The sequence below is a fragment of the Lysinibacillus sp. FSL L8-0312 genome, from assembly GCF_038003285.1.
In the GTDB taxonomy this organism is placed as follows: Bacteria; Bacillota; Bacilli; order Bacillales_A; family Planococcaceae; genus Lysinibacillus; species Lysinibacillus fusiformis_D.
In genome coordinates this window covers 1,877,284-1,901,121 of record NZ_JBBOOV010000001.1, presented here as the reverse complement: position 1 = coordinate 1,901,121, position 23,838 = coordinate 1,877,284, and the positions used below count along the sequence as shown (strand labels likewise).

The 23,838-nt window shown below is 36.1% G+C and carries 29 protein-coding genes, 1 tRNA gene and 1 pseudogene; 20 read left to right on the top strand and 11 right to left on the bottom strand.

Annotated elements, in window-relative coordinates; all coding sequences use genetic code 11:
• Window positions 1-31: 31 nt before the first annotated feature.
• Window positions 32-466, bottom strand: coding sequence for a YslB family protein (locus tag MHI22_RS09650; protein WP_036128229.1), 435 nt, complete (start codon window positions 464-466; stop codon window positions 32-34).
• Window positions 467-738: 272 nt separating this feature from the next.
• Between MHI22_RS09650 and MHI22_RS09645 the strand changes: the two genes are divergently transcribed.
• The 13 genes from MHI22_RS09645 to MHI22_RS09585 all read left to right on the top strand — a co-directional run bounded on the left by MHI22_RS09645 (window position 739) and on the right by MHI22_RS09585 (window position 10,971).
• Window positions 739-1,347: a succinate dehydrogenase cytochrome b558 subunit gene (locus tag MHI22_RS09645; RefSeq protein ID WP_036128227.1), complete on the top strand. Its 609-nt coding sequence runs from the start codon at window positions 739-741 to the stop codon at window positions 1,345-1,347.
• Window positions 1,348-1,413: 66 nt separating this feature from the next.
• Entirely contained in the window at window positions 1,414-3,168 is a 1,755-nt protein-coding gene (sdhA, locus tag MHI22_RS09640; protein WP_036128225.1) for a succinate dehydrogenase flavoprotein subunit, read from the top strand.
• 5 nt (window positions 3,169-3,173) lie between these two features.
• Window positions 3,174-3,953: a succinate dehydrogenase iron-sulfur subunit gene (gene sdhB / locus MHI22_RS09635; protein WP_058844339.1), complete on the top strand. Its 780-nt coding sequence runs from the start codon at window positions 3,174-3,176 to the stop codon at window positions 3,951-3,953.
• 225 nt (window positions 3,954-4,178) lie between these two features.
• The gene (locus tag MHI22_RS09630) at window positions 4,179-4,643 is read left to right on the top strand and encodes an acyl-CoA thioesterase (RefSeq protein ID WP_036128221.1); all 465 of its coding nucleotides are present in this window, start codon (window positions 4,179-4,181) and stop codon (window positions 4,641-4,643) included.
• A gap of 187 nt (window positions 4,644-4,830) precedes the next feature.
• Complete coding sequence (locus MHI22_RS09625; protein ID WP_004226437.1) at window positions 4,831-5,052, top strand: helix-turn-helix domain-containing protein; 222 nt, start codon at window positions 4,831-4,833, stop codon at window positions 5,050-5,052.
• A 74-nt stretch (window positions 5,053-5,126) separates the two neighbouring features.
• Window positions 5,127-5,579 carry a MarR family winged helix-turn-helix transcriptional regulator gene (locus MHI22_RS09620; RefSeq protein WP_016991542.1) on the top strand — a complete coding sequence of 151 codons (453 nt, stop codon included), beginning with the start codon at window positions 5,127-5,129 and terminating at the stop codon, window positions 5,577-5,579.
• A gap of 10 nt (window positions 5,580-5,589) precedes the next feature.
• Window positions 5,590-6,387, top strand: a complete 798-nt coding sequence (gene racE, locus MHI22_RS09615; RefSeq protein ID WP_036128218.1) for a glutamate racemase — start codon at window positions 5,590-5,592, stop codon at window positions 6,385-6,387.
• Window positions 6,388-6,521: 134 nt separating this feature from the next.
• Complete coding sequence (rph, locus tag MHI22_RS09610; protein WP_036128216.1) at window positions 6,522-7,271, top strand: ribonuclease PH; 750 nt, start codon at window positions 6,522-6,524, stop codon at window positions 7,269-7,271.
• 2 nt (window positions 7,272-7,273) lie between these two features.
• Window positions 7,274-7,867: an XTP/dITP diphosphatase gene (locus MHI22_RS09605; protein WP_036128214.1), complete on the top strand. Its 594-nt coding sequence runs from the start codon at window positions 7,274-7,276 to the stop codon at window positions 7,865-7,867.
• A 12-nt stretch (window positions 7,868-7,879) separates the two neighbouring features.
• On the top strand, window positions 7,880-8,383 hold the full coding sequence (locus MHI22_RS09600; RefSeq protein WP_036128211.1) for a metallophosphoesterase: 504 nt from the start codon (window positions 7,880-7,882) through the stop codon (window positions 8,381-8,383).
• A gap of 130 nt (window positions 8,384-8,513) precedes the next feature.
• Window positions 8,514-9,974 carry a protein adenylyltransferase SelO gene (locus tag MHI22_RS09595; RefSeq protein WP_340811828.1) on the top strand — a complete coding sequence of 487 codons (1,461 nt, stop codon included), beginning with the start codon at window positions 8,514-8,516 and terminating at the stop codon, window positions 9,972-9,974.
• 98 nt (window positions 9,975-10,072) lie between these two features.
• Entirely contained in the window at window positions 10,073-10,243 is a 171-nt protein-coding gene (locus MHI22_RS09590) for a DUF2639 domain-containing protein (RefSeq protein WP_170829897.1), read from the top strand.
• Between the two features lie 59 nt (window positions 10,244-10,302).
• Window positions 10,303-10,971 (top strand): YqjF family protein, encoded by a 669-nt coding sequence (locus tag MHI22_RS09585; protein WP_340811827.1) that lies wholly within the window; start codon window positions 10,303-10,305, stop codon window positions 10,969-10,971.
• A 14-nt stretch (window positions 10,972-10,985) separates the two neighbouring features.
• On the opposite strand, the gene MHI22_RS09580 is transcribed toward MHI22_RS09585, so the two are convergent.
• Together MHI22_RS09580 and MHI22_RS09575 are read right to left on the bottom strand one after the other, a co-directional pair.
• Window positions 10,986-11,600: a hypothetical protein gene (locus tag MHI22_RS09580; RefSeq protein ID WP_445668849.1), complete on the bottom strand. Its 615-nt coding sequence runs from the start codon at window positions 11,598-11,600 to the stop codon at window positions 10,986-10,988.
• A 128-nt stretch (window positions 11,601-11,728) separates the two neighbouring features.
• Window positions 11,729-12,453, bottom strand: a pseudogene (locus MHI22_RS09575) (SDR family NAD(P)-dependent oxidoreductase).
• A gap of 220 nt (window positions 12,454-12,673) precedes the next feature.
• Here MHI22_RS09575 and MHI22_RS09570 point away from each other — a divergent pair.
• The 3 genes from MHI22_RS09570 (at window position 12,674) to MHI22_RS09560 (ending at window position 14,098) form a co-directional block, all read left to right on the top strand.
• Window positions 12,674-12,747 (top strand) — tRNA-Arg (locus tag MHI22_RS09570).
• A 365-nt stretch (window positions 12,748-13,112) separates the two neighbouring features.
• Window positions 13,113-13,685, top strand: a complete 573-nt coding sequence (locus MHI22_RS09565; RefSeq protein WP_141904982.1) for a hypothetical protein — start codon at window positions 13,113-13,115, stop codon at window positions 13,683-13,685.
• 185 nt (window positions 13,686-13,870) lie between these two features.
• The gene (locus MHI22_RS09560; RefSeq protein ID WP_036125924.1) at window positions 13,871-14,098 is read left to right on the top strand and encodes a hypothetical protein; all 228 of its coding nucleotides are present in this window, start codon (window positions 13,871-13,873) and stop codon (window positions 14,096-14,098) included.
• Between the two features lie 10 nt (window positions 14,099-14,108).
• Here the strand turns inward: MHI22_RS09560 and MHI22_RS23425 are convergent, their stop codons facing one another.
• Window positions 14,109-14,282 carry an IS3 family transposase gene (locus tag MHI22_RS23425; protein ID WP_139149539.1) on the bottom strand — a complete coding sequence of 58 codons (174 nt, stop codon included), beginning with the start codon at window positions 14,280-14,282 and terminating at the stop codon, window positions 14,109-14,111.
• Window positions 14,283-14,522 carry a DDE-type integrase/transposase/recombinase gene (locus tag MHI22_RS23420; protein ID WP_141904983.1) on the bottom strand — a complete coding sequence of 80 codons (240 nt, stop codon included), beginning with the start codon at window positions 14,520-14,522 and terminating at the stop codon, window positions 14,283-14,285.
• Window positions 14,523-14,791: 269 nt separating this feature from the next.
• Here MHI22_RS23420 and MHI22_RS09550 point away from each other — a divergent pair, with 269 nt between their 5' ends.
• The 4 genes from MHI22_RS09550 to MHI22_RS09535 all read left to right on the top strand — a co-directional run bounded on the left by MHI22_RS09550 (window position 14,792) and on the right by MHI22_RS09535 (window position 18,026).
• Window positions 14,792-15,277: a DinB family protein gene (locus MHI22_RS09550; protein ID WP_340811822.1), complete on the top strand. Its 486-nt coding sequence runs from the start codon at window positions 14,792-14,794 to the stop codon at window positions 15,275-15,277.
• A gap of 267 nt (window positions 15,278-15,544) precedes the next feature.
• Window positions 15,545-16,159, top strand: a complete 615-nt coding sequence (locus MHI22_RS09545; protein WP_340811820.1) for a hypothetical protein — start codon at window positions 15,545-15,547, stop codon at window positions 16,157-16,159.
• Between the two features lie 34 nt (window positions 16,160-16,193).
• Window positions 16,194-16,805 (top strand): hypothetical protein, encoded by a 612-nt coding sequence (locus MHI22_RS09540; RefSeq protein ID WP_058844347.1) that lies wholly within the window; start codon window positions 16,194-16,196, stop codon window positions 16,803-16,805.
• Between the two features lie 639 nt (window positions 16,806-17,444).
• Window positions 17,445-18,026: a hypothetical protein gene (locus tag MHI22_RS09535; RefSeq protein WP_340811818.1), complete on the top strand. Its 582-nt coding sequence runs from the start codon at window positions 17,445-17,447 to the stop codon at window positions 18,024-18,026.
• A gap of 455 nt (window positions 18,027-18,481) precedes the next feature.
• On the opposite strand, the gene MHI22_RS09530 is transcribed toward MHI22_RS09535, so the two are convergent.
• From MHI22_RS09530 to MHI22_RS09505, 6 genes are all read right to left on the bottom strand, one after another.
• Window positions 18,482-18,946: a hypothetical protein gene (locus tag MHI22_RS09530; protein WP_036124246.1), complete on the bottom strand. Its 465-nt coding sequence runs from the start codon at window positions 18,944-18,946 to the stop codon at window positions 18,482-18,484.
• Window positions 18,947-18,963: 17 nt separating this feature from the next.
• Window positions 18,964-19,749, bottom strand: coding sequence for a hypothetical protein (locus tag MHI22_RS09525; protein WP_051891677.1), 786 nt, complete (start codon window positions 19,747-19,749; stop codon window positions 18,964-18,966).
• A gap of 253 nt (window positions 19,750-20,002) precedes the next feature.
• On the bottom strand, window positions 20,003-20,944 hold the full coding sequence (locus MHI22_RS09520) for an IS3 family transposase (protein ID WP_340812710.1): 942 nt from the start codon (window positions 20,942-20,944) through the stop codon (window positions 20,003-20,005).
• Window positions 20,830-21,393 (bottom strand): helix-turn-helix domain-containing protein, encoded by a 564-nt coding sequence (locus MHI22_RS09515; RefSeq protein ID WP_340809175.1) that lies wholly within the window; start codon window positions 21,391-21,393, stop codon window positions 20,830-20,832. Before MHI22_RS09515 ends, MHI22_RS09520 begins: the two co-directional genes overlap by 115 nt.
• Window positions 21,394-21,556: 163 nt before the next feature.
• Entirely contained in the window at window positions 21,557-21,748 is a 192-nt protein-coding gene (locus tag MHI22_RS23415) for a YjcZ family sporulation protein (protein WP_036124248.1), read from the bottom strand.
• A 484-nt stretch (window positions 21,749-22,232) separates the two neighbouring features.
• Complete coding sequence (locus tag MHI22_RS09505) at window positions 22,233-23,723, bottom strand: serine hydrolase domain-containing protein (protein WP_058844350.1); 1,491 nt, start codon at window positions 23,721-23,723, stop codon at window positions 22,233-22,235.
• Window positions 23,724-23,838: the final 115 nt, after the last annotated feature.

Sequence of the window (23,838 nt, the reverse complement as noted above, 5' to 3'; positions counted from 1 at the left end):
ATCCCGTTGAATAGGGAGACAATCCTTTTCATCATTCAGTAGGGATGGTATTCATAATACGTTCCTTGACATCCCATTTGACTGTAAACATGACATAGTGCTGCTTTTCTCGCTTTTCATCATAGCATTCTGTAAGGTAGCCTTTAGCTAATTGAATTTGCTCTGCTATAAATCCTGCTTCCAGTCTAAAGCTTCGTTGTTTGATTTGCAATATTTCAGGGTCATTTGTCAATTGGAAAATGCGACCATCCTTTGATTCCTTCATGAGCTCTAGTGTACCCCAGCAGGCATCTGCGAAAAATGCGATAAGTTCGTCTTGACTTTTGCATGGGAACTTGCGAGCAAGCTCTTTACCTGCCCAATAAAGGACATCATTCTCATGTTTACCAAGGATAGAAGATAGAATATGATCGCGAATGAGCTCATAACCAAATGATGAAATTGTAGGAGATGGAGTGTTTAACATTGTTATCCTTCTTTCTTAGAATTTTCTTAAAATTCAACAGTAATAAAGTAATGATAGATTTTTCGAGAAAAAACAACGCATCATGTACTAGATTAGTTCTTTAATAAGCTCTATGAAAAACTCCGAGTTGCCTTGACGCTCGTAGCTCTTGAGAGTACAATAAACATGTCATAATATTGTACCATGATGAAATACACAGTCAATGAAGTATCATTTACAAAATGATGACTTCTTTTGTTGTGCTATTTTAAGTACTAAGGGGGGTAACAGTCTTGTCGAAAGATCGAGAGTTTTTATGGCGTCGCTTACATTCTCTACTTGGTATCATTCCAGTAGGTCTGTTTTTAACGATGCACCTGTTCATTAACTTTACAGCAACAGGCGGGGCAGAAAGTTACAACGATGCTACCGCAGTAATGGAAAAGATTCCATTCCTTATCCTAGTTGAATGGATTGTCATCTATATTCCATTAATGTTCCACGCATTCTATGGTGTCTACATTGCATTCACTGCTACACCAAACACAGGACGTTTCAGCACATACCGTAACTGGATGTTCTCTTTACAACGTTTCACTGGTGTATTCCTAGTGATTTTCATTGCATGGCATATTTTCCAAACTCGTATTCAAAAAGCACTTGGCACACACGTTGATTACGACATGATGGCGAATATCGTTGCTAATCCATTCATGCTTGGATTCTACATTGTTGGTATTATATCAGCAACTTTCCACTTATCTAACGGTTTATGGGCATTCCTAGTAAGCTGGGGTATTACACAATCTCCTCAGTCTCAAAAGATTGCTACTTACGTAACAAACATTATTTTCGTAATTCTAAGTGTAGTTGGTGTGGCTGCTATTTTAGCTTTCGTATAATTCAATAGAAGCTACGATAGAGTAACAGCAATCATTGCAATTTTTTAAGAGGAGTGAGAAATAATCATGGCGAAAAGCAAAATAATTGTTGTCGGCGGTGGTCTTGCCGGTCTGATGGCAACGATTAAAGCAGCTGAAGTTGGTACTGAAGTTGATTTATTCTCATTAGTTCCTGTAAAACGCTCACACTCTGTTTGTGCGCAAGGCGGAATTAATGGTGCGGTAAATACAAAAGGTGAAGGGGATTCTCCATGGATTCACTTTGATGATACAGTATATGGTGGGGACTTCTTAGCGAACCAACCACCAGTAAAAGGTATGTGTGACGCAGCACCTGGCATTATCCACTTAATGGACCGTATGGGTGTTATGTTCAACCGTACACCAGAAGGACTTTTAGATTTCCGTCGTTTTGGTGGTACTTTAATGCACCGTACAGCTTTCTCTGGTGCAACAACTGGTCAACAATTACTATATGCGCTAGATGAGCAAGTTCGTTCTCATGAAGTAGCTGGTTTAGTAAATAAATATGAACACTGGGAATTCCTTGGTGTTATCATCGATGATGACGGCGTTTGCCGTGGTATCGTAGCGCAAGATATGCGTACAGAAGAAATTAAATCATTCCGTGCAGACGCTGTTATTATGGCGACTGGTGGCCCTGGTATTATCTTCGGTAAAACAACAAACTCTGTTATTAACACAGGTTCTGCTGCTTCTATCGTTTATCAACAAGGTGCTTCATATGCGAATGGTGAATTCATTCAAATTCACCCAACAGCGATTCCTGGAGATGACAAAAACCGTCTAATGTCAGAATCAGCTCGTGGTGAAGGTGGTCGTATTTGGACTTATAAAGACGGTAAACCTTGGTACTTCTTAGAAGAAAAATACCCAGCTTATGGTAACTTAGTACCACGTGATATTGCAACACGTGAAATTTTTGATGTCTGTGTAAACCAAAAACTTGGTATTAATGGCGAGAACATGGTATACCTAGATCTTTCTCATAAAGATCCACATGAATTGGACGTTAAACTTGGTGGTATCATCGAAATCTACGAAAAATTCGTAGGGGATGATCCACGTAAATTACCAATGAAAATTTTCCCAGCAGTTCACTATTCAATGGGTGGATTATGGGTTGATTACAACCAAATGACTGAAATTCCTGGTCTATTTGCAGCAGGTGAATGTGATTACTCTCAACATGGTGCAAACCGTCTTGGTGCGAACTCATTATTATCTGCTATCTACGGTGGTATGGTTGCAGGACCAAACGCAGTAGATTATGTAAAACACCTTAAAAAGCATGCAGAAGATCTTCCACAAGAGATTTACGATGCTCGTGTCAAAGAGGAGCAAGCGAAATGGGATGCTATCATGAAAATGGAAGGCACAGAAAACGCTTACTTACTGCATAAAGAGCTTGGTGAAATGATGACTGCTACAATGACTGTAGTACGTTACAATGATCAGCTTGAAGATACATTGAAAAAACTTGATGAGCTTACTGAGCGTTGGAATAACATCAACATTAACGATACGCAAAAATGGAGTAATCAAGGCGCGCACTTTACGCGTCAACTTAAAAATATGTTAGTGCTTGCAAAAGTAATGACAAAAGGTGCACTATTACGTAATGAATCTCGTGGTGCACACTATAAACCTGATTTCCCTAACCGTGATGACGAGCAGTTCTTAAAAACAACAATGGCGAAGTTTGACCCAACTACTGGTAATCCAATCATCACGTACCAAGAAGTCGACGTTTCTTTAATCCCACCACGTAAACGCGACTACTCTGCGAAAGGAGACTAAAAGTTATGCAAATCGCAGCTAATACTGGAAGAATGGTCAAAGTGGAAATCTTACGTCAAGATACACAAGGCGGCAATAGCTACTGGCAAAAATTCCAAGTGCCTTACCGTCATGGTATGAACGTAATCTCAATTTTAATGGAAATTCAAAAAAATCCTGTTACTGAGGATGGTGTAAATACATCGCCAGTATCATGGGATATGAACTGTTTAGAAGAAGTTTGTGGTGCATGTTCAATGGTCATCAATGGCCGTCCACGTCAATCATGTTCAACACTTGTTGATCAATTGACTGAGCCAATTAAGCTTGAGCCAATGAAGACATTCCCTGTTATTCGTGACCTACAAGTTGACCGTGAACGTATGTTCAATGCACTTAAAAAAGTGAAAGCTTGGGTACCAATTGATGGTACTTATGATTTAGGTGAAGGTCCACGTATGCCAGAAGGTAAACGTCAATGGGCTTATGAATTATCTAAATGTATGACTTGTGGTGTATGTATGGAAGCATGTCCAAACGTGTCTGAAAAAGCTTCATTCATCGGACCAGCTCCATTATCACAAGTACGTCTTTTCAACACTCACCCAACTGGTGCAATGGTTAAAGATGAACGTTTAAATGCTATTATGGGTGATGGTGGCCTTGCGAACTGTGGTAACTCTCAAAACTGTGTAGCTGCATGTCCAAAAGGTATTCCTTTAACAACATCTATCGCTTCACTAAACCGTGCAACTACAGTGCAAATGTTCCGTAACTTCTTCGGTTCTGATCACTACGTAGATTAATATACGGACAAGCTAAATGCCCAAACTCTCTTACACTTTGTGTGAGGGAGTTTTTTTATTTGAAGTTGCATATGATATAAACAGAAGGAATATTTGTGATAAAAGGCGTAAATTGCGGTTTTTTCTATGATAATATAGTATTTTCTTTTATAATGAATATGTATTCATTTCATTTGCCGTCATTATAATTAAAACAGGCAAATACATAACAGGGGATGGTGTAACATGAAAGCAAACTATATTGAAGATTTTCAAGAGTGGGAAAAGGATTTTTCCTTTTATAGTGAGGTACGTGTACGTTTTTCAGAGACAGACATGTTTGGTCATATGAACAATACCGTTAGCTTTACATATTTTGAGCAAGCAAGAATTGATTATTTCCATCATTTAGGTATTTTAATGCCTTCAGCAGTTAATGAGGATGTGGAGGCTATACCGATAGTGGCCGATTTACAATGTGATTATGTGAAGCAGGTCTTCTTTGATGATGTTCTCCGAATTTACACAAAGATCGCGAAAGTTGGAAATTCATCACTGGACATTCATTATCTTGCTAAAAATCAAAAGAATGAAATTTGCTTCACTGGTCGTGGAACAATTGTGCAAATGGATCCTCGAACAGGCAAGAGTGTGCCGATTTCTGAGGAAGATAGGACGAAATTCATTCAATTGGCGATTCTTCCTCATTAGTTTATAGTGTAATTATATGAAAGTTTATTGAAAAAGTAGGAATTGCATTTTACATAAAATTTATGAATGTATCGATGTAATTTTCGAAATTTTTAAGGAAACATGGAATAATCATGCAAATAGCCGTCACCGCTTCCAGCCCCTTAACATAAGTTACAATACGTGCGGGGGAGGAGGGTGTAACTGAATGAATGGCTCTCATCATCGTTCTCTTTTAACAAACCGAGAACGTGAAATATTTGCGCTTTTATTAGCTGAAAAAACAACGAGAGATATTGCAGAGCAGCTTGGTATTAGTGAAAAAACAGTGCGGAATCACATTTCCAATACAATTCAAAAGCTAGGTGTAACGAATCGATCTCAGGCGTTAATTGAGCTGTTACGCTTGGAAGAATTTAAATTAGACTAATGGACACTTGCTATTTCGTGAAAAAAACGACAAAATAGAACTATTCAACGTATTTTTAGGAGTGAAATAGTTATATGTCGGATGAAGTAACAAAGCACTCACCTGAAACCGTTGCAACGGTTGAAAAGGAATTACGCTATATAGCGGCCATCGTGAAGCAAAAGGGAAGAGAAATTGTTTCCGACTATGCGATAACGCCGCCACAATTTGTTGCATTACAGTGGTTAGAAGAGCTTGGTGATATTACAATTGGCGAATTATCAAACCGTTTATATTTAGCCTTTAGCACAACAACAGATTTAGTGGATCGAATGGAGAAAAATGAATTAGTCAAGCGTGTGCGTGATGAAAATGATCGCCGTGTTGTTGTCGTTCATCTTCTCGAAAAGGGCGAACGTATTATTCAAGAAGTTATTGAAAAAAGGCAGCAATACTTGCAGGAGATGCTTGTTGGTTTTAATGAACAAGAAGTCGCGCAATTATCAAGCTATTTAGAAAAACTACATGTACACATGAAACAGGATTGAGGCGGAAAGTATGAATGCCCCGATAGGCGTTATTGACTCAGGAGTAGGCGGTTTAACCGTAGCAAAAGAAATCATGAAGCGATTGCCAAACGAAACGATCTATTATATTGGCGATACAGCAAGATGTCCGTATGGTCCAAGAAGTCGTCAGGAAGTACGGAATTTCACTTGGCAAATGGCAAAAGCACTCGAAAAAATGAATATTAAGATGCTCGTTATTGCTTGTAATACAGCGACTGCAGTAGCACTCGAAAGTTTACAAAGAAATATGCCTTTTCCGGTACTAGGCGTTATTAATGCTGGCGCACGTGCAGCTGTAAAAAAGACGAAGCGACATGAAGTCGTTGTGCTTGCAACAGAAGGAACAATTAAAAGTGGGGCGTATGAAGAAGCCTTATTATCACTTAATACGTCAACACATATTATCCCACTAGCATGTCCAACATTCGTACCACTTGTAGAAAGTGGCGAATACAAAGGTGACTTTGCAAATAAGTTAATAGCTGAAGGCTTAAAGCCGTTGAAAAATCGACAATTTGATACGGTTATTTTAGGGTGTACACATTACCCTATTTTACAAAAACAAATTGAAGCTGTTGTCGGAGGAGATGTGAATGTGTTATCTTCTGCGGAGGAAACAGCAAAAGATGTTCAAGAAATGTTAGCGTATAACGGCACTTTAGCAAATGCTGATGCGGTGCCTGCCCATAAATTTTTTGCATCTGGTTCTGTTCCAATTTTCCGTTCAATCGCTGAGAATTGGCTGGAGCAAGGTACTCTTGACATAAAACGTATGACATTAAAATAAAAAATCAGCTTAGCAACAGGCTAGGCTGATTTTTGCCGTTTTTTTAGCTATGTACATAAACGTCCGAGTACTTTTTTGATGGCACAAATTGTGATAAGATGAGGGCGCGAAAGTTTTTAGGAGGAACGAATGATATGACAAGATTTGATGGAAGAAATGAAGACGGGCTACGACCTGTAAAAATGGATACAGAGTATCTATTACACCCAGAAGGCTCCGTATTAATTCAAGTAGGTAATACAAAAGTAATTTGCACAGCAACAATTGAAGACAAAGTACCTGGCTTTTTACGTGGCCAAGGGAAAGGATGGATCACAGCCGAGTACTCAATGCTTCCTCGTGCAACCGCTCAACGTACACCACGTGAATCCTCACGAGGAAAAGTCAATGGCCGTACGATGGAAATTCAACGCTTAATTGGGCGTGCATTACGTGCTGTTGTCGATTTAGAAGCCCTTGGAGAACGCACTGTATGGATTGACTGTGATGTTATTCAAGCTGATGGTGGCACTCGTACAGCATCTATTACAGGAGCATTTGTTGCAATGACACAGGCAATTGCTAAGTTTGCTGAAGAAAAGCCATTTGAGAAGTTCCCAGTAACAGACTTTTTAGCGGCAACAAGTGTTGGCATTGTAGAAGAACAAGGTGCCATTCTTGATTTAAATTATGTAGAAGATGTGGCTGCTGCTGTTGATATGAATATTGTGATGACAGGCACAGGGCGATTTGTTGAAATACAGGGTACAGGTGAGGAAGCTACCTTTTCTCGTGAAGAACTGAATGAATTGTTAGCATTGGGTGAAAAAGGCATTCAGCAATTAGTAAATCTTCAAAAAACAACGCTTGGTGAACTGGCCAACAAAGTCGGAGGGAATCAATAATTATGAAACAAGTAGTCATCGCCACAAAAAATAAAGGAAAAGCAAAAGATTTTGAAGCATTATTTGGTCCACTAGGTTATGAAGTAGTGACAATGTTTGAAGTAGCACCAGAAATGGAAATAGAAGAAACTGGTACAACATTTGAAGAAAATGCAATCTTAAAAGCAGAAGCGTTGGCGAAGGAACTTGGCACAATTGTGATTGCAGATGATAGTGGCTTAGCAGTGGATGCATTAAATGGTGAGCCAGGCGTGTATTCTGCCCGCTATGCTGGCGATCATGACGACGAAGCAAACATGGTAAAATTGTTAGCTAATTTACATGGTGTCGAAGATGACAAACGTACTGCCCGTTTTTGCTGCTGCATTGCAATTGCAGGACCTGATTTTGTAACGACAACGGTATTCGGCACATGTGAAGGGGTTATTGCACATGAAAAACGTGGAACGAATGGATTTGGCTATGATCCAATCTTTTTCGTACCAAGCTTAAATCGTATGATGGCTGAGCTTTCACCAGAGGAAAAAGGCTCTATTTCTCACCGTGGCAATGCCATTCGCAAGTTAAAGGAACAATTACCGAATCTTATAAAATAAGAGGTGATATCCATGAAAATACTTGTTATGAGCGATACACATGGTGATAGCCATGTCATCGAAAAGGTTAAAGGTTTTTATCCTGAAATAGATGTTGTCATTCATTGTGGAGATAGTGAACTTCCTTTCTCACATGAGGCATTAAAAGGCGTGAAAAAAGTAAGAGGAAACTGTGATCGTGAAACAGCTTTCCCCGAAGAGGAAATTTTCACAGTCAATGATGTTAAAATTTTTGTGACGCATGGCCATTTATTCAATGTGAAAAATTCCATCTTATCATTAACCTATCGGGCCAAAGAGGTGGACGCACAAATCGTATGCTTTGGTCACTCTCATATCCTTGGTGCCGAAATGATTGATGATATTTTATTTTTAAATCCTGGAAGCTTATTAAAACCACGTGGTCGTAAAGAGAAAAGCTTTGCGGTTGTGGAAATCACTGCAACCTCTTTTAAAGTCGCTTGCTTGACAGATGATCATCAAAGTATTGCGACTCATATTTTTCAACGAAATTAACATAAAATAAAAATCCGCATAACATTAAAGTTATGTGGATTTTTATGTAGGCTTTCTAGTGGTAAATTTGACTAGGAATGATTAATGTTGAAATTGCAAAAATAAATCAAAAGGCAATAAAGGAGAAAACATGGAAAAGACAATTGGCTGGCATTTTGATAATAGTTATGTTCGACTACCAAGTATTATGTATTCCGATATTTCGTTAAATCCTGTTCGTTCACCAAAGCTAGTTTTGTTAAATGAAGCTGTTGCAGTGTCACTTGGATTAGATGCTCAAGCTTTACAGAGGGAAGAAGGAGTCGCTATCTTAGCTGGCAATAAAATCCCAGAAGGTGGCGAACCAATTGCACAAGCCTATGCAGGGCATCAATTTGGTCATTTTAATATGTTGGGTGATGGTAGAGCACTTTTATATGGAGAACATATAACACCTCAACAGGAACGGTATGATATCGCACTAAAAGGTTCTGGTAGAACACTTTATTCTCGTGGTGGAGATGGACGAGCTGCGTTAGGGCCAATGCTAAGGGAGTACATCATGAGTGAGGCGATGTTTGCGTTAGGGATTCCCACATCACGTAGTCTTGCAGTAGTGGCTACAGGTGAAATGATTATGCGAGAAACTGAATTACCAGGAGCAATTGTCACGCGAGTTGCCAGCAGTCATTTGCGAGTAGGGACCTTTCAATATGCCGCACAATGGGGAACAGATGAAGAGCTCCAACGCTTGGCTGACTATGCATTAGAACGTCATTTCTCAGCTGATACTGGCACTCAAAATCGCTATCTTTATTTGCTAAAGGAAGTCATGAAGAAGCAGGCATCCTTAATAGCACAGTGGCAGTTAGTGGGCTTTATTCATGGAGTCATGAACACAGATAATATGACCATTAGCGGTGAAACCATTGATTATGGTCCTTGCGCTTTCATGGACACCTATGATCCCGCGACTGTATTTAGCTCTATTGATCGGCAAGGTCGTTATGCTTATGGAAATCAGCCCAACATTGGTGGCTGGAATTTAACACGCTTAGCTGAGACGTTACTCCCTTTCATTCACGATGATCAAGAAGAAGCTATTCAATTGGCACAAGACACGCTACAACAATATCCTCACTTCTACGTTGAAAATTGGTTAAAGGGGATGCGCGCAAAGCTAGGTATTTTTAATGAAGAGCAAGAAGATGTCCAGCTTATTGAAGGGCTTCTACAGCTTATGCAACAATACGAAGCAGATTATACGAATACGTTTATCGCTTTAACCTTTGAGCAAATGGAAGATACCCCATTAATGAATGCATCAGGGTTTCAAGAATGGCATCAAAAATGGACGGAGCGATTAGCGAGACAGCAGCAAACGAAAGAAATGTCACAACAATTAATGCGTCAACATAATCCTGCTGTTATTCCTCGCAATCACAGGGTAGAAGAAGCTTTAGAAGCAGCTGTAGAACGAGACGACTATCGTGTTATGAATAATTTATTAAAAGTCCTTGCTCAGCCTTATGCCCATACGAAAGAGCAACAAGAATATGCTGCATTACCTGAACCGTCTAATCAACCATATCGTACTTTTTGTGGCACATGAGTAAAAACGAGAGACATTCATTCTCTCGTTTTTTATTGTATATAGGCACTCTACAGAATCCGATCGCATACTCTATGTATGAATAAAGATAAAGGAGAATGGGGTCGGTGCATAAATTTTCAAAAGGTTGGTTTGTCAAAGAGTTACGAGCTCATGGGATAATGGTTCATCCTCAATTTAAAAACCATTTAGGCTTATTTAAAGAATCTGAATTACGAAATTTATATTATCGGTATGTTGAAATAGAATATGCTGAGCAAGATCAATAGTCCAGTTGTTTGAATAACTCCTTTCTAGGAAAAGCTAGTAGTTAGAAAGGAGTTTTTCTATGTGGATGATGACACAGACATGGCAAGATGTTCTATTTTTACACTGGCCCATAGACCCCAAAGAGTTAGAAAAACATCTACCTGAGGAACTAAAACTTGATCTCTTTGAACAAAATGCTTGGCTAAGTGCTGTCCTTTTTAAAGTTCATCGACATCGACTACGATTTCTACCAACCATTCCTGGAATGAATATCTATTTACAATTGAATGTCCGAACATATGTAGAGTATAACGGCATGAAAGGCATCTATTTTTTTCATTTAGATGTCACGAATTATTTCGTGTCAAAAATCACGGCATTAGGTAGTTTACCATACCGCTTCTCCAAAATCTTAGCAAAACAAAGAGAAAATCACTTTTCATATACAAGCCATTACAAAGCCTGTGACGAAAGATTAAGGGTTACTTATACAATAGAAGATCACACGAATACTAATTTTGACCAATGGATTGTAGAACGTTATCATTCATGGGTCAAGTGGAAGGATACCCTTTTTCGAATTGATATCCACCACTCACCATGGGAAATACAGCGGGCAAGCGCAACGATTCACAGTAATACATTAGCTTCTTTTATGAAGGGGAATTTTCAGGGAACGCAGCCTATTGCTCATTTTGCTAAAAACAAAGTAGCGAAAGTTTTTCCACCAGTAGTTGAACGCAAATAAATGGGATTTTTACATTAAAAAAGATAACAAAATTGCATCACAATGGCGCCAGCAATCATATCTGACATGGCTAGAGCTTCTGCTTCAATTTCATCAAAAACGTCTATATCAGCTTGATAATCTTTCTGGATCATCGTCACGGCTTCATTTTTCGTTAAAGCTAAATGCGTATAAAACATTTTTTGGACAGCCTCTCTACTTAAGTAAGGATTAATCGTATGCAAAAATAGCGCAATATCATCTGCATTGCGATACCATTCCTTCTCTTTTGCTTCCGCTGTGGTAGCCTCTCCTTTAGAAGCAGCTGTCACTAATTGAGCAGCCAGCAGCAGATGTTCTTTAATTAATGCTGTATATCGATCTGCTATAGAGTCGCCGTAAAAGGGACGTAGACAATTTCCTAAATCAGTCGCATTTCGTAACAGACGCTGCTGCACAAAAGGAAGATCAGGTAAATTGAAGACAATGCTAATAATCGTCATTCGCGTCCAATTGACATGCTCCATCCAAAGTAAGCGATTCATCGCCATAAAATCAGCTTCGGCTTTACTGATACAGCGCCGGTAATCATGTGAATGTAAAAAGTGACGAATCGGTGCCGTATATTGAGTAGAGGGGGCTTGATACAGCTGGCTTAATGAAAACCCATTTGAATAGGGGTACAAGGCTTCACTCCTTCTTGTTCTTTCTCCTACAGTAGCATACTCTAAGGAAACTCTGGGTATGAAGAACAAGTAAGGAAGAGCAAATGACAAAACTACTCTTCATACATCATTTTCTTTGTCATGCCGCCATCGACCGTAAGATTAATGCCTGTCACAAAATTATTTACGGGGTTTGTTAAATAGAGACAAGCCTGTGCGATATCTTCAGGCACACCAACCCTTCCTGATAAATGCTGTACATGATCGACTGGTCGAAGTGCCTCATAATCGCCTGTTTCAATCCAGCCAGGCGAAATACAATTCACCGTGATTTGATCAGGACCTAAAGACCGCGCTAAAGCATGTGTTAACGCCACAATACCACCTTTTGTAGCCGCGTAGGCTTCTGTATTAGGTCAGCCCGTGTAGATGCTAACGAAACAATCGAACCACCTTTCACATTGTGCCTCATCACCTTCGCAGCCTCTCTGGCACAGAAAAAGGCATTCGTTAAATTTGTGTGTAGTAGATGATTCCACTCCTCAAACGTCACATCATACGGAGAGATATGCTGAAACTGCCCAGCATTATTAATTAAAATATGAATAGTCCCATATTGCTCAACAGCTCGTTGCATTAACTGAACGATATCCTGTTCCTTCGTTACATCTGTTTGAACAAATAAAACAGCGTAGCCTTGTGCAAGCATATCCTGTTCTAATTGTTGACCTAAACCGTCATTTAAATCAGCAATTACCACCTTTGCGCCATGCCGTGCATATGCAAGTACAATCCCTTGTGCGCCACCTGTAACAACAACGACCGAATCCTTAAACATCTACATACCTCCCAATTTTTTATCGCCAATAGTGTAGCAAATATTTTCATATTCGTCTTCTTGAGAGGAGTAAGACATGGTATAATCGAAGCTGTAGCAACATATGATGAACAATATGAGGCAAACCTTGCCTACATAGTAAAATTAATGTTGACATTATGCCATAAAGTACATATAATAAGTATTGTCCTTCCTATGAAATACATAGAAACGACACCATGTCTCAGTAGCTCAGCTGGATAGAGCAACGGCCTTCTAAGCCGTCGGTCGGGGGTTCGAATCCCTCCTGGGACGTCAATAACAAATCAAAGGTTAATTTTTAACCAAATTGAAAAGCGCTTGAAACCTTATGAACAATAGGTTTTGAGCGCTTTTTTTGTTTATATTAATCTTTTTAAGAATCGCATACATATAAAAAATAAATTAGGTAAACAAAATGTAAACATGGTGAACAAAGAAATTAAAATGGAACAGACGAATTGATAAAAGATCCTACAGTTAAAGATCGTTATACAAAAGAATTTGTTTCGTTTAAAGAAGGACAAAGAGTTAGGGTTGCAATTCAAAAAGGGAGTTCATGGTCAGGGTCATATTCAAAGTATGATTGGATTATAGTATCAATGTTCCCTGTATTTTAAATTTATGTTACAATCTATATTATGGAAATTTTTAAAGAAAGTGACTATGGGATGGGAAATAATAAAATTATACAAAATGTGAAACAAACTATTTCTGGGATTGAAATTGGGTATTTTACCACTGCCAAGAGTTATATTTACGATGAATATTTTAAATATTTTAATGATGAGGATCAAGAAACTAAAAAATATGCATTACTACTTTTTACATGCATGTTAGGTAACTGGTATAATAAATCGACTTTTGTCTTTAAACCTGAAAAGGAACGTTTACAATATAACAATGAAAAAGGAGCAAAATTTTTTAATTTTGAGGACTATATAACTTCATTGTTAGATAACTATCAAAATATTAAACGAGAATTTCCTTATATGTTTGAAATTATTGTTGTTTATTTACTTCTGATAGAGAAAGATAAACATTTGAGTTATGAAGAATGGTTTCCGGAAATTAATCCAGAAATATTTAAAGAACTCAGGGAGGAAATTTTAATTCCCAACAGAAATTTGGTCAATGATTGCCATCCAATAAAATATTTATTTAGAGAAGTTGGAATAAAACCTTTTTTCAAAGGTGATTTTTTTAATGAATAAATACTAAAGCCACATTCAAAAAAGAGTGTGGTTTTTATTTTGTTAACTCATAAAAATAAATAAGTAAGAAAATGAATTTCTTAATACTAGGAAAGTTCGCAAAAAAACAGTGTGAATTGATCAAAAGCGTTGATTACTTCCATCCTATTTGTCCCATGATATAGATAGATGGGGGGTGTTGGTTAATGGATTATGAATATACTGTAAAGTTTTACTTTGAAGAAAGTCGTGAAGAAGAATATAAAATCAAGACTAATATTGGACAAGAAACTTTTGCAGAAGAAATTACTAATGGATTCAATGAGAAGTCCTGGTATTCATTTACTGAAACAGAAAATTATAAAACAGTATTAATTAATACTAAAAATGTTTATAAGGTATCAGTAGTGCAAGACACTGTAGAATTTGATTAATCATTATAAGTCACATCCAAAGGTAGTGACCTTTTAATGTTAAAGTTTTAGTTATGCAGCTAATTGGCTGGCATGAGTTCGGTAATTTACTGGGCTCAAGCCAGCCAGTTTTTGTTTTAATTCGTTCATTATTGTAGTAATCGATAAACTTCTCTATTTTCTTTTTTAACGCTTCATAGGAGATTCATTCTTCCCCGTCATATATTTCTTGTTTGAGTAAATCAAAGAAGTTATCCATTGCGGCATTGTCTGCACAAGTTGTTTTACGAGATATGCTTTGGAAAATCTTGTTTTGTTTTAATGTTTGCCCCCACGAATTATGTTGATAATGCCACGCTTGATCTGAGTGAATGGTCGTATGGTATTTTACACGTTCATGAATGATTAGGAGCACTAACCCATCACAAAATCGAGTGTCGGGCATTTTGATATGCTAAAGCAATAATCTCACCATTATATAAATCCAGTATTAGGCTTTTTCGTCTATATGTCTGTTACGACTTTTTGAAGGGTATACGGTACTGAAACGACGGTTTAAACGTTCCCAAACAGTGCCTTTATATAATTTATAGCGTGATTTGCGTACGAATTTCTCACATTTGAAGGAATTAAAGAGAAGGAATCCTAACTCTATATGAAGAAGTAGTAACTTGTTGAGATGACTCAATCATTTTTAATTAAGGAGGAACTTTTTTGCAATTACTTTTTAAATATAATTGGATGGTAAGAGAAGACTGGTTTCGTTGGTGTGACGAGTTGAGTGAAGAAGAGCTTTTGCAAAACCGACCTGGTGGAATGGGAAGTATATTACATACACTTTTCCATATAATTGATGTCGAATGGAGTTGGATACGACTTTTACAAGGTAAAACTGATTTTCAGGAGAGTTTTGAGGAATATAATAGCTTGGAAAAGGTTCGTAAATTGGAAGCTGAATTTCATTTAGAAGTAGAAAACTTTGTAAACCAATGGGACGACAGTATGGAAGAGCGTTTACTCCATAATACATTAGCAGATGGAAGGATTGAGACACATACATGGGGTGAAGTCATTCGCCATACGATTGCACATGAAATCCATCATATAGGACAGTTATCAATTTGGGCTAGAGAGATGGGAAGAGAGCCTATCTCTGCAAACCTAATTAGACGGGGTCTCTCTTCATCATTGAAGGGTTAGAGGTAGGGACCAAATAAATATAAATAGATGGAAAGATTTAATAAGTTTTTAATATACTGATTGATAAAAAGCTATAAAAATAGGTTTTAGATAGAGGAAAATGAAAACATAGTAATGGATAGAAAAAGTAAAAATAGCTTTGATATCAGACACTCTCGCATGAGGGTGTTTTTTTATTGATAGGAGTAAAAAATGTAGAAATATGAAAATAATCATAGAATTACCTCGATTATCCATGTATATTTGTGGAGAAGGGAGTTTGAATAAATGAAAAAATTGCTTATTTTACCACTTATTTTGCTACTAGGTATTTTGTTAGTAGCTTGTAGCCAAGGTGATGATAGTGGTAAGAAAAAAGAAGGTGCTGAAAAAGCATCAGAAGAAACATTAAAAGTGGATAAAGGACTTTTAAATGTTGAAGTTACCATACCGGCTACACTTTACAAGGGACAAGACATAGATTCTATTATTTCGGAGGCAAAAAATAGTGGAATTAAGGAAGTTATTAAGAATGATGATGGATCTTTAACTTATAAAATGTCTAAATCCGAGCACAAAAAAATGATGAAGGAATTAAAAGAAAGAATAGTAAAAAGTGTAGAAGAACTTAAAACAAGTGAAGATTTTGCTTCTATAAATGATGTGGCTTATAACAAATCTTTTTCTGAGTTTACACTCACAGTAAATAAGGAAAAGTTTGAAGGTAGTTTCGATGCACTGGCATCCTTTGGGCTTGCTTTAGCAGGCATGTACTACCAATTATTTAACGGTGCAGACGTTGAACATTATAAAGTCACAGTATATATTAAAGATGAATCAAATGGAGAAGTATTTGATACTATGGTTTATCCAGATGAATTAAATGAAAATAACGATAAGTAACTTGAAGAGCACCTAATATACAGGAGGAGTTGTCATGAAAAAGCTAGGATTATTATTATTGGTGTCTATTTTATTGGTAGCTTGTGGTCAAAGTGATAAAAACAGCAGTTCAGATAACAAAACAAAAGAGTCTGTTGAGAAAAATGCAGAGGAAGAAGTTAAGGCATCTGAAAATAATGAAGAAAATGAACCAGAGGTAGAGGAAGTTCTGACGATTACTAAAGGTAATGTATTAGTAGTTGATAATTATGCAGAAATCACAATTAACAACAATATTTTTGGTAAACAAATTTCACCACCAAATCCAAGTTCTGTGTATACATATTACAAAAATGAAGAGGAGGGGGAAGTATACTTAGATACAATTATTTCAGTAAAAAGTTTACTAACAACAGGTCAAACATCTAATGAATTTGTAGATGTAAAAATTATTTATGATGGAAAATACGAATACAAGACTTTCTCAACAATAGAAAATCGAGGTGGATCAGATTTCACGTTTACAAATATTACATCAATTGAACCTCTGAAAAATGGTACACTACATTTTTTAGCTTCCGTTCCAGAACAAGTAGAGCAGGATGGGAAGCCGCTTAAAGCGATAATTACTGTAAAAGGGAAAACGTATGAACAAATAATTAGATAGCTATTTATTGTATTAAGCACTCCTATTTGGGTGCTTTTTACTATGTTAAAAAGAGACAGCAACTATTCGAACAGTAATCCAAATCGACGATCGTTTGAGCCAGCCATGAGAGTAATACAAGGCTGTTCAACTTATCTTTATATCTCCTAAAATAGGAAGCAATCAAGCTTCAAGGTAGCTACAGTTACCTCAAAAGTATCTAATAGTATAGTTTTGTTCGGCACACAACTCTCCGACAAGGAGGATAAAAAACATTTAGCGTGAAGCCATCTAGATGGTAATAAATCTTCTTCAAATAACATAGTAGTCATTTTAAATATCGTTTGCTACGTTCATGAGAAAACAATATGTGTAGACGAATATGCTTTGTTAAGATTAATAACATATTAAAAAAGTTTGCTAAGGTATAGTGAAAAATTTACTTGTTTAAAATAAGTTCATTCTTTGGGAAAGTAGCTTAGCTATATTTATAAATGCAATGTAGATGTCATATTTTCTTTTCCTAGTTATTTAGCTTTATTGCAAGGACATTTTTTTAATTTGATTTATACTATTAACACTTAAAATGATTATTTTGTATTGAGTGGAATTTCCTAATTATGATACCATATAGATTAATACATATATGGAGGAATTATTATGGAAAAGAGTAAAATAAAGTTATTATTACTATGTTTATTGTATATTTTAATTCTATCAGCATGTAATCAGAAAGAAGAGCGTGTTGATAAATCAGGTGAGAATGAACAAGAAAAAGTAGAGAATTTACATCAAGAGGAAAAAGCAGTAACAACAAATCAAGATAATTTAGCTATCGAGAAAGCTTCCACTAATGAAGAGACTGATGAAGACAATCATTTAAATACATCTTTGACATTGGTTTTAGAAGATGTTATTCCTAGAGATCCTAGTACTGATAATAATGTCTATGGATATGAATTAAATTTTATTATGAAATATATAAATCACACAGATAAAGATATTAAAGGATTTTTAGCAGAAACATATTTTTATGATATGTTCGGCGAGTTAGTATACAAGTCAGCAATGAAATATGAATGGGATGTTATTCCTGCAAATGGTTCTACAAACTTTAATACTGCTGTTGATTTAAATCAATTCAATGATGTAGATATGCGCTTTTATAATTTACCATTTGAGAATATGACTTTTAACTATAAAATTAAATCCATAATCTTTACGGATGGAACAAGTATATAAAGCCTTACAATATGTTTATAAGATAACTTTAATTATCAAATAGTTTTTACATTCTTGCTTCTTGATTAAATAACTATTTATATAAATTAGCAAAAGTGTGTCGTTAATCGATAACACGAATCTGGATTTTTTTATAATATAATCCCATCACTACTGAAGGAGTAACGAAGATAAGCTTTACCAAACTCAGTTGAGAATAGATAAGTATACCCTTTCCATTCTCGCTCCTTACTAGATTACAGCAAGCAGTCGATAAAGCTTGGTTTGACAAAAAATGAACTGATTAAAGGAAAGCTAGAAGGTTTAAGATTATTTTTCGCAATTTCAATCATAGATGCAGTATCGCTAGACTACTTGAATAAAAAAACCCCCATAAAAGTTTAAATTAGTATCTGACTTTTATGGGGTTAGTTCATATGATTCTCTGTTTTTTGAAGGGAATTACTCCATTATTATTAATTAATTGCTTGTAATGAGTCTAACCCTTCTTTAAGATATACAAAACTTTTATATTTTATTACATTACTATCTACCGCCATCAAAGAATTTAAATATCTCTTTAATTCATTAATATAAGCACTTGTAAAATCGAATAAATCGAAAGTATGTACCCATTCATTATTACCAGATAATTGACTGTAGTTCGTAATAATGAGATTATGACCTTTCTTTTCAAAGCTAATAATATTAGCGTTTCCAAATGGGTCTAATTTTTGTACTTCATTTGTTTGATGAAGTCGTATTAATAACTCATTTAATTCAATTACAATAGTACTGTGCATAGTTGTAGAAAAGAGTAATTCTTCGACATCTCCATCACTAACTAATACTTCTAAATAACTATCGAAATAGTAATCATAACCAAGATCCTCGTTTTTTAAAACGAATATATCTTCATCGACATTAAATTTTATTCGCATGTAGTGTTCTCCTCTAATTATTTTTTAGTGATGACTGATTTCCCACTGGTTGGGTAAGAAGTTTTTATAACATAATTATCTGTCACAACTGTTGTCATTTCATCAATACCATATTTATTAGGTTTATATTTATATACCATAGTACCATCTTTTGGATTAACACTTGCTAATTGTCCTTTTTCTAGAGACTCCATAATTAAATTTTTAATTTTCGCCTCACCAAGGTGTTTTGGAAAAAGTGTTGTCCCTTTTGTAGCAGCAGTTCCTGACACATGTCTTTTATCAATATGTTGCCATCCAGTCTTAGAATTTCCATCCATTAAGATTCCTCTGCTATTAAACTTTTGAACTTTCCCTAATCCTGCTAATGCATTTACCTCATCCTTTTTACCTGATTTCTTCAATAAACTATAGATTTTCCCCGATTTTACGACTTTACCTGCTGGAAATAAAGAAATGATAGCAAGTCCTTTATCAACTACTCCAGCATCGGGATTGAAAATAGTTTTTACATCGTCCAGTACAAGGAAGTCTATACCTTCTTTTACTGCATTCTTTACAAAATTACCAGCATCTTTTAACCATTGAACACTTGAATTAGTCCAATCTTTTACTTTATCTAATAAATTCGAAGAAGATTGTTTAGCAACTAAATGTTTTTGTCTCGATTCATTAGAGATGGTTACTGAGTCATTATAACCCTCTGCTTTTAATCTTTCGGCACTAACAAATATTTTATCATAGTTAGATGCTGAAGTGATCGTATAGTCATTAGAAGAATAATTGGTAATCCTAGAAACCATAATACAAAACTCCTTTTTTGTTTTTTACATTTTATAGTATATTGTTATAAATAAAAACAATCAATAGTAAAATTTTGTTATTAACTTCATTTTAAATAAGATTTATTTATGATGAAAAGCTTGGAAAAGAACTGGCTTTTTACGTGGACTAACAAAATTTGACGAGGCAAGTTTTATAATGACATCAACAAGATGTTCTCGCCATAAGAAAAGGGTCACCAGTGGTAGTGACCCCTTAAAGTTAGAGTTTTTATTATGCAGCTAATTGGCTGGCTAGAGTTCGGTATTTTACTGGACTCATGCCAGCCAATTTTTGTTTAATACGTTCATTGTTATAGTAGTCGATATATCGTTCGATTTTTTCCTTCAATTCTTCAAACGGGATTAATACTTCACCGTAATACATCTCTTGTTTAAGTATGCCAAAGAAGTTTTCCATCGCCGCATTATCTGCACATGTCGCTTTGCGAGACATGCTTTGGAAAACCTTGTTTTGCCGTAATGTTTTCACCCATGAATTATGTTGATAATGCCAGCCTTGATCCGAATGAATTGTTGCACGATATGTAGCTTGGTTCTGAATAATTGGTAGAACTTGATGTAGCGATTCTAATACGAAATCCAATGTTGGGCGTTTAGACATACTAAACCCAATAATTTCGCCATTATAGAGATCCATAATTGGACTTAAATAAAGTTTTTCATCTTCTGTACACTTGAATTCTGTTACGTCTGTCACCAGTTTTTGTAAAGTGTTTGGCGTATTGAAACGGCGGTTTAATCGATTATTTGCGACTTTACCCACCTTGCCCTTGTACGATTTATAACGAGATTTACGAACGAATTTTACACACTTTAAGTCCAATTCCTTCATGATTCGCTGTACTTTTTTGTGATTGATGACGTATCCTTGCGCTTTTAATTCTGCATGGATTCGGCGATAACCATATCTACCTTCATGCTTCTCAAATAGCGCTGAAATCAACGTTTTCCATTCTTGATTGGGATCTTCATTTTTTAACTGTTGAATATGGTAATGATACGTTGCTTCTGGGATCTCAATGATTTTCAATACATCTTTCAATCGGAACCCTTCTTCTTTGAGTTCGAATGCCAACGCTGCTTGTGCTTTTCGAGGAAGGCATCCAGATTCGCCTCGAAAGCGTCTAACTTTTTTAAGTACGCAATCTCTAATCGGAGAAGCTCATTTTCACGTTCTAGCTGTTCTTCACGAGACAATGTGTTTGGTTGTTTGACAGGTTTATTTTTAGGATTAGTAGACATAGGTGGCCGTCCCTTCGCTTTTTCTTGCAGGCCTTCTATACCTTCCTTCAAAAATTTACTGTTCCAGTTCGCTATTAAGCCTGGATTATTCATGTTAAATTCAATCGCTGTATCTTGATAAGAAGCACCTGTTTGTTTCATAAAGTGTAATACATCGAGCTTGAATTGAACAGAATAAGCCTTTTTTGTTACTTTTCTACGTAATCCAACTTCTCCAAATTCTTTGAAGGCACGTACCCACCGCTTTATTTGCGAATGATTTGGTATGTCATGTTTTTTCGCTAATAATTTATAACCTAAAGGGCCTTTCATGTATTCATTAACCACATGTATTTTGAATTCTTCGCTGTATTTCGCCATATAAAAACACCCCTAAAGTTTAGATTTTTGACTCTAACTTTAGGGGTGCAGGACCAGTTGGAGGTGACCCTTTTGTTATGGTGCTGTAACGACATGATCGATAGTTGCCAATAATGAAGGCACTAGCTTATATTCGTTTTCTTACAGTGAAAGATGATTCATATTAATATTCTTTTTGCACGAAAGTTGCGCCTACAATAATTAAAAGAATAAATAGAACAACAATTAAAACGAATGTGGAACTATTATTTTTACCGTAGTCCATGCAATAACCTCCGCCATAGTCTTGACCAAAGCCTTGACTATAGCCTCCGTAACAACAATTAAAACCGCCTGTGTTTCCAAAGTATCCCATTGTGACCTCTCCTTTCTTCAATTTATTGTATGTGGGGATATTGAAAGGAGAGGGGTATTCGTCTAATTGATTATTCTATATTGACCCAATCCAGAATTGTAGCTAGTGTTTTAGCTTAAATGAAGCGGTGATGCTTTTATAAAAAAATAAATGTCAAGTTTCAAAAACGCCGCTTTTATTATTATTTGGTGTTATTGCAATATGGGCGAACCAACTTACCATTCATCGTTCAATTCATAAGACTACCCATTCTTTTTGCCTTTTTAATTTGCGCAGGTGAAAGTCTTCTGTCATCTCCTCAGCATTACGAATAGAATCTTAAAAAGTATAGAGGTGACCTTTCCTGTTTGGACCTACCATTTAATTTTCAACCTACAATGAAAATAGATGGATAAAATTCTTATCTATCATTTAAATGTGTGAAATATATCCATTGATTGTGACGAACTATCCTTCTTTTCTTCATCGAAAATGTAGGCGTTATCTAGATTTTCTTTTTTGTAGCAATGAGTGTAAACCCTAGTGAAAAATAGAGGAAACTTGCCACAATGGTGCTATACAACAATATCGTAATAGAAGTGGGAGCCCAAACTTTGATAAATGTCCAATTTAGGCCACCGAGTAAAATAGTGGGCGTAAAAAATATCGCGGCCAGTAGTGTAGTAGCGAGTACAAAATGTACAGATAAAAGGAATATTCTTTTGTAATTTAATTTTGCCAAACCACGTTGCTTGTTATAGAGGCTTTGAATATTTTTAAATAATAGGTAACAGAAGAAAATACTAATTGCGATGACGATAGCACTTATAATTGTTACAATTTTATCTAGCTTTTGATAGCTACTAACATGTTGATTTTGAATCGTTTTGCCTTCCCATAAATCCATGACCCCTTGTCCAATCGCTGTTGTAAAACTTGTATTCATATTGGCTAAAATAGCTACGCCTATTTGTTCATCTGGTTGCATGATGAAATATGAAGTAAAGGTTGGATTTTCACCAGCATGGTAAATATATGGTTTATTGTCCTTTTCAACAACTGCCCAACCGTTTGCATAAAAAGTATTCGTATCAAAAGGCTCCACTGTTTGATCGGGAATATGGGATTCTTGAATGAGATTGTTACTGAGTGAATAGATTTCGCTGTTTCCTAACTGTAATTTCAACCATCTCGCTATATCATTGGCGTTACTGATGATATAGCCAGCAGGGATATTCCCACTGTAGACAGGTGGTATATATGCCTGCTCTCTCATAAGGCCAATTTTATAACCAGAAGCCATATTACTAGATTGTACTTGATGAACCCCTACAAAAGATTGATCCATGTTAATAGGTTGTAAAATATTTTGCTGGATATATTGATCAAATGGCTGTTTCGAAACATGCTCAATAATTAGTCCTAAGACATCATAATTAATCGTTGCATATTCAAAGGAGCTACCTGGTTTGCGATTTAATGGATGATCCAGTAATGTTTTGACCGTTAGCTCAAGGGCGTTATCAGCCGTGCTTTCTGGAATACGAGTAATTGAATTAGAGGGAATTCCGCTTGTATGTGACAATAACTGCTGAATTGTCATGACCTGTTCCTCCCCTTTATAGGCTAATGATAACCAAGGGATATATTTTTGAACATTATCAGAGCGTTTTAACAAACCTTGATTTTCTAATTGCAGAATAGCAAGCGCCGTAAATGCTTTAGAGGTGGAGCCTAGCTCAAAAAGGGTATGAGAAGTGACAGGCGTTTTTGTTTTCATATCTGCAAAACCAAAGCCCTTTTGATATACCGTTTTCCCTTTATCAACAATGATTACCGAAAGGCCTGGGATTTCGCTAATGGTTTGCTGTTCCTCAATAAATTGATCAATTTTCCTAATTGTATCATTTGATGCAGCCTGTACTAATTTGGGTATCAAAATATAAAAGATCAATATTACAGCAATCATCATCGATTTTTTCATTAATCGTGTCATGTTGTTTTCTCCTTAGAATGAAATATATTTGTTACAACATGGATTACTATAACAACCAAAATATGGTCAAACCATCGATTAGCATGACTATTCGAGGGATAACATGACAATTTTG